General features: G+C 71.5%; 7 protein-coding genes. 5 read left to right on the top strand and 2 right to left on the bottom strand.

From position 1 onward, the window contains the following. Positions 1 to 74: 74 nt before the first annotated feature. The 3 genes from B9G49_RS14890 to B9G49_RS14880 all read left to right on the top strand — a co-directional run bounded on the left by B9G49_RS14890 (position 75) and on the right by B9G49_RS14880 (position 3,827). Positions 75 to 290: a hypothetical protein gene (locus tag B9G49_RS14890; RefSeq protein ID WP_086216893.1), complete on the top strand. Its 216-nt coding sequence runs from the start codon at positions 75 to 77 to the stop codon at positions 288 to 290. Between the two features lie 79 nt (positions 291 to 369). Next, positions 370 to 1,653: a threonine synthase gene (thrC, locus tag B9G49_RS14885; RefSeq protein WP_049932011.1), complete on the top strand. Its 1,284-nt coding sequence runs from the start codon at positions 370 to 372 to the stop codon at positions 1,651 to 1,653. 407 nt (positions 1,654 to 2,060) lie between these two features. After that, complete coding sequence (locus B9G49_RS14880; protein WP_086216892.1) at positions 2,061 to 3,827, top strand: histidine kinase N-terminal 7TM domain-containing protein; 1,767 nt, start codon at positions 2,061 to 2,063, stop codon at positions 3,825 to 3,827. 71 nt (positions 3,828 to 3,898) lie between these two features. Here B9G49_RS14880 and serA read toward each other — a convergent pair whose 3' ends face one another. Beyond that, positions 3,899 to 5,503 carry a phosphoglycerate dehydrogenase gene (gene serA, locus B9G49_RS14875; protein WP_086216891.1) on the bottom strand — a complete coding sequence of 535 codons (1,605 nt, stop codon included), beginning with the start codon at positions 5,501 to 5,503 and terminating at the stop codon, positions 3,899 to 3,901. A gap of 171 nt (positions 5,504 to 5,674) precedes the next feature. Here serA and B9G49_RS14870 point away from each other — a divergent pair, with 171 nt between their 5' ends. Together B9G49_RS14870 and B9G49_RS14865 are read left to right on the top strand one after the other, a co-directional pair. Then, on the top strand, positions 5,675 to 6,991 hold the full coding sequence (locus B9G49_RS14870; RefSeq protein ID WP_086216890.1) for a hemolysin family protein: 1,317 nt from the start codon (positions 5,675 to 5,677) through the stop codon (positions 6,989 to 6,991). An 87-nt stretch (positions 6,992 to 7,078) separates the two neighbouring features. Next, the gene (locus B9G49_RS14865) at positions 7,079 to 7,909 is read left to right on the top strand and encodes a hypothetical protein (RefSeq protein WP_086216894.1); all 831 of its coding nucleotides are present in this window, start codon (positions 7,079 to 7,081) and stop codon (positions 7,907 to 7,909) included. A gap of 98 nt (positions 7,910 to 8,007) precedes the next feature. Here B9G49_RS14865 and B9G49_RS14860 read toward each other — a convergent pair. After that, positions 8,008 to 9,008, bottom strand: a 1,001-nt coding sequence (locus tag B9G49_RS14860) for a HEAT repeat domain-containing protein (RefSeq protein WP_086216889.1), incomplete at its 5' end; no start/stop codon positions are given.

The following is a 9,008-nucleotide window of genomic DNA, read 5'->3' as shown; positions in this document are numbered from 1 at the left end:
TCTACACCCCTCCCGACGTTCCCCGCCACCGCTCCCGACGTACATTTAAGAGCCGCCGCCGCGACCGACACCACATGAGCGACGCGCCGACGACTGCGCCCTGCGACGCCTGCGGCGAGGCCACGACGGACGCGCTCGCGCGCACCGTCCGGCTGAGCGTCGACCGGGCGAACATCGACACCCCGCGGCTCTGCCCCGACTGCTTCGCCGACTGGATCCAGCGCTACCAGGACCGCCTCGGCTCCGGCGACGACGGGGGCGACGAAAGCTCCGAGATCATCGTCGACTGAGGCCGAACGCGTTCGCGTCGGCCGGCAACGTCCGTCTCGACCGCCCGTCTTAAGCCCCGGCGGGACGGACGCCGTGGTAATGGATCTCGCCATCGACGCCCCGACCCCCGCGGCGCCAGACTGCGCCGACGACGGGACGTGGCTCGCGTGTATCGCGTGCGACGAGACGTTCGCCCCGTTCGAGGCGGTGCGCTACACCTGCGACGAGTGCGACGGCCTGCTCGAAGTCCGGTACGACGACCCCCCGACGTTCGACGAGTTCGGGTCCGGCGCGTCCTCCGACGGCCCCGACCGCGGCGTCTGGCGCTACCGCGAGGGGCTCCCGTTCGACCTCGGCGTTACCCTCCCCGAGGGCGACACGCCGCTCCACCGCGTCCCGCGCATCGAGGAGGCGGTCGGCGTCGACGCGCTTCGGATCAAACACGAGGGGATGAACCCCACCGGCTCGTTCAAGGACCGCGGGATGACCGTCGGCGTCCGCGTCGCGAAGGAGCTGGGCGTCGGCGCGCTCGCGTGCGCCTCCACCGGCAACACCTCGGCCGCGCTCGCGGCCTACGGCGGCCGCGGCGGGATGCAGACCCTCGTCCTCCTCCCGGAGGGGAAGGTCGCCGCCGGGAAGATCGCGCAGGCGAGCCTCCACGGCGCGCGTATCCTGGAGGTCGACGGCAACTTCGACGCGTGCCTCGACATCGTCCAGGAGCTGGCCGCCCGCGGCGAGGCGTACCTGCTCAATTCGCTGAACCCGTTTCGGCTGGAGGGGCAGAAGACGATCGGCTTCGAGATATTAGAGGAGTTCTACGCCGACTACGGGACGTTCCCGGACCGCATCGTCCTGCCCGTCGGCAACGCGGGCAACACCTCGGCGCTGTACAAGGGGTTCCGCGAGCTCGTCCAGTCGGGCGCGCTCGACCCCGACGAGGTCCCCAAGCTCACCGGCGTCCAGGCGGAGGGCGCCGCGCCGATGGTCGAGGCGGTCGAGGAGGGGAACGACGAGATCCGCCGCTGGGAGGAGGTCGAGACGCGGGCGACCGCGATCCGCATCGGCAACCCCGTCAACGCGCCGAAGGCGCTCCCCGGCATCCGGAACACCGGCGGCACCGCCGTTGCCGTGAGCGACCCGGAGATCACCGCCGCGCAGCGCCACCTCGCCAGCGAGGGCGTCGGCGTCGAGCCCGCCTCCGCCGCGAGCCTCGCGGGCCTCAAGAAGCTCCGGCGCGAGGGCGTCGTCGACGACGACGAGCGCGTGGTCTGCCTGACGACCGGCCACCTCCTCAAGGACCCCGACGCCGCCTACGAGGCCGGCGGCGACCCCGAGCCGGTCCCGAACGACGCCGACGCCGTCGTCGACCACCTCCACGACTGACCGCCCGACGGGGCCGGTCGGTGCGGCCGTCCACCTCCCGCTCTCGACCCGCGCCCTCGACACCCCAGAGCCGTTGGCGCTATCACCGATTGCCGAACACGTCGCCCCGACAGTTTGTATTAAGTAGTAAACACTTGAACGACAGACAACTCGGCTTTGAACGTTGAGTATTTAACACTTAATCGACCGAAAATGGCGGCTGAGACAGTGTGATCACGGAAAAGAGAGTTCAGCCGTAGACGCTCCGCTCCCTACTGGAGGTTCAAACGCCGTGAACGCTGCCTTCATTATCTTCTGTGAATCACTCTCCTGTTCGACCGATAGCCTAAACTCTTCGTAGAACGTTTCTTCCTCCGATTCCGGGATCAATAGTGTTAACACGACAACGTTCAAAGCTGAGAGACAAGTTGATAGACGCCCCGACGACCGCACCGCTCGCCGCGCTCGCCGCCGTCGTTGCGGTCTGTGCGACGGTGGTCGCGTTCGACTCCCGCGACGAGTCGGGCGGTCGCGCCGCGGTCGCGTTCATGGCCGCGATCGCCTGGTGGTCCGCGGGGCTGTTCGGCGAGGCCGTCGCGACGACTGAGGCCGGGAAGCTGTTCTGGCTCAACGTCCAGTACCCCGCGACCGCGGTCGTCCCGGTCGCGGCGGTCGCGTTCGTCGCGTCCTACCTCGGCTACGACGCGTGGCTCTCCCGGCGCCGCCTGCTCGCGCTGCTCGCCCCGCTCGCAGCGTTGACCCTGCTGAGCTGGACGAACGATGTCCACGGGCTGGTCCGGACCGGGACCGACCTCGTCGCGGTCGGCTCGGGGACGGTGCTCGTCCGGGAGTTCGGCCCGGTGTGGTGGGTCGGCTGGCTCTACTCGCAGGTCCTGCTCGTCGGGACGTTCGCGACGCTCGCGTACGGCGTGTACGACTCGGCGCCCGCGTTCCGCGCGTCCGCAGGGCTGCTGCTCGTCGGCTCTGCCGCGCCGTGGGGCGCGCAGTTCGTCGTGCTCGGGGGCGGCCCGGCGTTCCGGCCCGAACTCCTGTTCGTGCTCACGGGCGTCGCATTCACGATCGCGGTCCGGCGGGGGCGGACGCTGGGCGTGACGCCGGTCGCCCGGCAGGTGACCCTGGAGGCGGTCCCCGACCCGATCGCCGTCGTCGACCGAAGCGGACGGATCGCGGACGCGAACCCGGCGGCCCGCGCGTGGCTCGGCGAGGGCGTCGCGGTCGGCGTCCCGATCGCGGACGCGCTCGCCGACGCCCCGGAGGTCCGCGCCGCGTACCGCCGCGGCGAGGCCCCTGACGAACCGCTCCGCGTCGAGGTCGCCGGCGAGCCGCGGTTCGTCTCGCTCTCTGCCGTTTCGCTCCCGACGCTCGGCAGCCGCTCGCAGGGGACGGTGTTGCTGTTTCGCGACGTGACCGACTCGGAGCGCAACCGGCGGGACCTCGAAGTGGCGAACGACCGGCTCCAGACGCTGACGCACGCGCTGGCGCACGACATTAAGAACCCGTTGACGGTCGCGGACGGGTTCACGGACCTCGCGACCGCGGGCGACGAGACGGCGGCCGAGCGGGTCGAGAGCGCTCACGACCGGATCTTCGAGATCGTCGACGAGACGCTCGCGGCCGTCGACCACCCGGACCCAGACGCCGGTGCCGAGTCGTTCTCGTTCGCGGCCGCGGCCGAGGCGGCCTGGCGGACCGCCGAGACGGCGGGAGCGACGCTGACGGTGGCGGGCGACGAGTCGTACGCCGCGGACAGGACTGCGGTGCGGAGCGTCTTGGAGAACCTCTTCCGGAACGCGGCTGTCCACGCCGGGTCCGACGCGACCGTCGCCGCCGTCGCGCTCGACGGCGGGTTCGCGGTCATCGACGACGGCCCCGGCGTCCCGCCGGCGGAGCGCGACCGCGTGTTCGACCGGGGCTACACGACCGCGGACGAGGGGACCGGGATCGGCCTCGCGTCGGTCGCGGCGCTCGCCGAGTCGCACGGCTGGACGGTCGGCGTCGGCGCGGGTCGCGGGGCCGCAGAAGGGGAAGCCTGCCTGTCGGACACGACGGTCGGCGACGGCGCGGCGTTCGTCGTCGCCTTCGGGGATCGACCGATCGAAGCCGTCGCGTCGCCCGTCGCCGCCGACGCGGACGCGCTCGTCGCGGTCTCGGAGCCGCCCGCGGTGGAGTCGTAGCCCGTCCGGGGACGGTCCGATCTCTTCTCCGGGGCTGCGCAGTACTCCCCGTCTACTCGGCGAGTCCCGCGTTACTCGTCCGCACGCCCGTCGGCGCCGTCCAGGGTGATCTCGGTGATCTCGACGACGCGGTCGTCCGCGAGCAGCTCCTCGGTCGCGGCGTCGGGGACGGCCGAGTCGAGGTTGTAGACGGTGAGCGCCTCCCCGCCCTGCGTCTCGCGGCCGTTGAACATCCCGGCGATGTTGACGTCGTGGTCACCGAGGACGGTCCCGATGAGCCCGATGACGCCGGGCTCGTCGGTGTTTCGCGCGACGAGCATGTGGCCGTACGGGACCGCGTCGACCCGGAACCCGTCGATCCGGACGATGCGGGCGTCCTCGCCGGCGAACAGCGTTCCCTCGACCGCGATCTCGTCGTCGCCGTTGTGGACGGTGACGCGCACGAGGCTCTGGAAGTCGTCGGTCTGCCGGGTCTTCGACTCGGTCACCTCGATGCCGCGCTCCTCGGCGAGCCGCGGCGCGTTCACCGCGTTCACCTGCCACTCCAGCGGCTCGAAGACGCCCTTCAGGGCGCTCGCGGTGACGAGGTCGACGTCCTCCGCGGCGATGTCGCCCTCGTAGGTCGCCTCGACCCCGGTGATCCGACCGTCGAGCAGCTGGGCGGCGACCTTCCCGGCGGTCTCGGCCACGTCGATGTACGGCTCGATTCGCGGGAACGCGCTCTCGTCGACCGAGGGCGCGTTGAGCGCGGTGAGGACCGGCTCGTCGTCGAACGCCGCGAGGACGGCCTCGGCGGTGTCGACCGCGACGTTCTCCTGGGCCGCCTCCGTCGACGCGCCGAGGTGCGGGGTCAAGACGATCTCCTCGACGTCGAGCAGCGGCGAGTCCTCGGGGAGCGGCTCCTCGGCGAAGGAGTCGAGCGCGGCGCCGGCGAGGACGCCGTCCTCGACCGCCTCAGCGAGCGCATCCTCGTCGACGATGCCGCCGCGGGCGCAGTTGATGAGGTAGCCGCCCTCCAGCTGGGCCAGCTCGGCCTCGCCGATCATCCCCTCGGTCTCGGGGAGAAGCGGGGTGTGGATCGTCGCGAAGTCGCCCACGGCGAGCGCGTCGTGGAGGTCCTCGACGAGCTCCGCCCCCATCCGGTCGGCGCGCTCCTCGGAGATGTACGGGTCGTAGACGACGAGGTCCATCCCGAGCGAGTCGAGGCGCTTGGCGACTTCCTGCCCGACGCGGCCGAGGCCGACGATGGTGAGCGTCTTGTTGTTCACCTCGGTACCGAGGAACTCGCCTTTCGCCCACTCGCCGCCGATCAGGCGGCCGTGCGCCTGCGGGATCGAGCGCGCGACGGCGAACGTCATCGCGACGGTGTGCTCGGCGGCGGCGCGGACGTTCCCCTCGGGGGCGTTTGCGACGATGACCCCGTGGTCGGTCGCGGCCTCGATGTCGATGTTATCGACGCCGATGCCCGCCCGGCCGACGATGACGAGCTCGCTCGCGGCCTCGAAGACCGCCTCGTTCACGTCGGTTCCGGACCGCACGATCAGCGCGTTGGCGTCGGCTGCGACGTCGAGCAGCGCCTCCCCCTCCGCCTCGTAGTCGGTGACGACCTCGTGGCCGGCGTCTCGGAGTCGGTCCAACCCCGCGTCCGCGATGGGGTCGGTCACGAGTACCTTCATGTCGAAACGCACCCGCGGCGCGGGGTTAACGCTTTCCTCATCGCGCCGTTTTGCCGCCCGAACGGATCCGCGCTCGTGGGTATCGACTCCTCTGTTTCGACTGGAGAATGCGCGTTCGTGGGTATGTTCGCCGCCGTTACTCCCTTTTATATTGGGCCGCACGTTTCGCGCATGAACCTCACGATCGCGTTCGTCGGCGTCGGCGCCATCCTCGCGCTGACCGCGGTGAGCGCCTTCTTCTCCAGCTCGGAACTCGCGGTGTTCTCCGTCCCCGCCCACCGGATCGACTCGCTCGTCGCGACCGACGCTCCCGGCGCCCGGGCGCTGTCGGCGCTGCGCGACGACTCCCACCGGTTCCTCGTCACGGCCTTGGTGAGCAACAACGTCGCCAACATCGCCGCCGCGTCGGTCGCGACCGCGGTGTTCGTCCGGTTCGGCTTCTCCGGCGGCCAGGCGGCCACGGGGTCGACGCTCGTCACCTCGGTGTTCGTCATCGTCTTCGGCGAGATCGCGCCGAAGTCGTACGCCGTCGCCAACGCGGAGCGACACGCGCTCCGGGTCTCCCGGATCGTCGTCGCGGTCCAGCGCGTGCTCCGTCCCGTCCTGTACGTGTTCGAGGCGGCCTCCGGCGTCGTCAACCGCTTCACCGGCGGCGAGTCCGCCATCGAGTCGTACCTCACCCGGGAAGAGATCGCGACGCTCGTGCGCTCCGGCGAGGTCGCGGGCGCGCTCGACCCTGACGAGGGCGCGATGATCCGGGGCGTCCTCGATCTGGAGACCACCACCGTCGCCGCGGTGATGGTCCCCCGGACCGACGTGGTCGCGCTCCCCGACACGGCGACCCCGGCGGACGCGCTCTCGCGGGCCGCGAGCGAGGGAGTCACCCGGATGCCTGTGTACGGCGAGAACCGCGACGACGTGGCCGGGGTCGTCGACGTCCGCGACGCGATCCGCGCCGACGAGAGCGGTGCCGACCTCGCGAGCGCGCTCAGCGAGCCGGCGTTCGTCCCCGAGACGAAGCCGCTCGACGAGCTGTTCACGGAGATGCGCGCGAGCGAGACGCGAATGGTGATCGTCGTTGACGAGCACGGCGCGGTCGTGGGAATCGCGACGTTGGAGGACCTCTTCGAGGAGGTCGTCGGCGAGCTGGTCAGCCGCTGGGAGACGGACGCGGTCGACGTGGTCGCGCCCGACGCCGCCGTGGTCCGCGGCTGGACGACGGTCGGCCACCTCAACGAGGCGCTCGGCCTCTCGCTGCCCGCGGACGCAGGCGTCGAGACCGTCGCGGGGCTCGTCACCCGTCAGCTCGGGCGGCTCCCGAAGGAAGGTGACCGCGTCGCGGTCGGCGAGGTCACGCTCGCCGTCACCGGCGCGACCGCGACCCGGGTCACGCGCGTCCGGGTCGAACACGCCGACGAGAACGGGTTCGCGGTCGACGCGTCTGTCGGTCCCGACGGCGGTGACGCCGGCTCGCTCGGGCCCGAGTGACCGCCGCTCCCCCGACGCCGCGGTCTCCACACACATTACCAAACATACATGTGCTTCCGACGGTTCCCGAGAGACACGTCTCTGATCATGGTGAGCCGTTGGGCGTGTGGCCGGTGCGGGTTCGTCGCGTGGACGCGGGACCGCTCGGAGATGGTCGACGTGACCGGGTCCCACCTGCTCGCACACGACTCCGACGCGCTCTCTACGTCTGACTTCCGTGTAAGTTGGGACTGCCCGTACTGCGCCACGGCCAAGACCACCTACGACAGCGGCGGCGCCGTTGCCGAGTTCAAAAGGCACCTGTACGAACACGTCGCCGACCGGGTCGCCGACGGAACACACGTGGCCGAGCGGGTCAACTGGGACGGGGTCGTCCGCGTCGACGCGTCGGCCGCCGGCGACGAGGCCGACGCGCTCCGGACCCACTTCCACGCCGCCGCGGGGCTCGTGGTGGCCGTGACCCCCTCCCCGGAGCGGCTGGTCCGCGCGCTCGACGAGGCCCTCGACGCGTGGCCACGGCGGGCGGTGATCGTCAGCACCGGGGAGTACGACTTCGAGGCGACGCCCGATGTGGACTTCGAGGGCCGGAACGTCGAGATCGTCGAACTCGACCCGCGGCTCTCCCCGGCCGAGGTCGGCGAGACGGTCTCGCGGATCCTCGACGACAACCACGAACCCGGCGAGCGCGTCTCGCTGGAGGTGAGCGTCTTCCACCAGATCGTCGCCGCCTTCGACGTCGAACGGTCGGTGGCCTTCGTCCGTATGCTCGCCGCGCGCCTTGCCGACGCGGGCGGCGTCTTACAGCTGTACGTCGACGCGGACGCGGACCGTAACGTCGCCACCGTTCTGAACCTCCTCGACGAGACGATCGACCTGACGGTCGCGGTCGACGACGGGCAGTTCGTTCGGCGGCCGTGACTGCGAGAACTTGTCTCCCGTTCCTCGTCCTCGCTCACCCGTCGTAATCGCCCTTCACTCGGCGTCGCTGGGTCCAGTCACTCGGCGTCGCTGCGCTCTCACTCGTTGTAGCTCTCCGTGTAGTCCGCGGGCCAGCGGACGTAGACGTACTCCACGTCGCGGTCCGCGGCCGCCTCGACGACGGCCCGCTTGAACCGCCGCAACACCGCCCTGGCGCGTTCCCGCGCGGCGTCGGAGGCGGCCTCGTCGCCGGCGAGCGCGCGGAGGTTCCGCTTGATGTCGACCCCGAGGGCGGAGTCGGTCTCGTCGTCCGGCAGACCGTCCCCAGTCCCGCTCGTCGAGGCGATCCGGGGCAGGTACACGGCGGCGAGATCGGCGACCAGCCGGTCGCGGTGGTCGAGCGCGTCGATCAGCCACTCGACCGCGGTCGAACGGTCCGCCGCGGTCGGGTCCGCGGATTCGAGGAGTTCGCAGTACAGCCACGCCGCGTACCGCTTGGTCTCGGTGTCGACGCGCTCCTCCGATCCCGCGGTCGCGTCGGCGGGCGCTGCCCTCCGGTCGGCTCCGGTTCGCTCCGCGGCGACTGCCCGGAACACCGCGAGCAGCCCGTCGGCCTCGAAGGGTCGCTCCGCGAGGAGCCGGTCGCGGACATCGCCCGCCGGGACGGCGTCCGCCTCGGCGATCACCGCGGCGACGGACCGCGCGGCTGCCCGGCGAACCGATGCCGAGGGGTCCCGCAGCGAGCCGAGCAACACGCCGGTCGCGTCCCGGCGACCGAGCGCTCCGAGCCGACGCACGACGGCGAGCCTGAGTCTCTCGTTGCCGCGCCGTGCCGCGCGCGCGAGCAGTTCGACCGCGTCGTCGCTCTCCATCGTGACAAGCGCGTCGACCGCGGCCCCGCGCACCAGGTCGTTCCGCGCGTTCACGAGCGGGCGAACCGCTTCGACCGCCTCCCCGCCCACCCGCGCGTACCCCCTGACGGCCCGAGCGCGGACCCGCGCGTCGCCGTCATCGAACGCCTCGCGGAGCCGGGGGGCGGCGCCCTCGTCGCCGACGGTCGACAGTCCGGTCGCCCCCCGCATCCGATACGCGGCCCGGT

Origin of the sequence: Halorubrum sp. SD683 (genome assembly GCF_002135045.1) — an archaeon.
Classification (GTDB): Archaea; Halobacteriota; Halobacteria; order Halobacteriales; family Haloferacaceae; genus Halorubrum; species Halorubrum ezzemoulense.
Note: the sequence above shows the minus strand (reverse complement) of the source record. Positions and strands in the feature narration are given on the sequence as shown.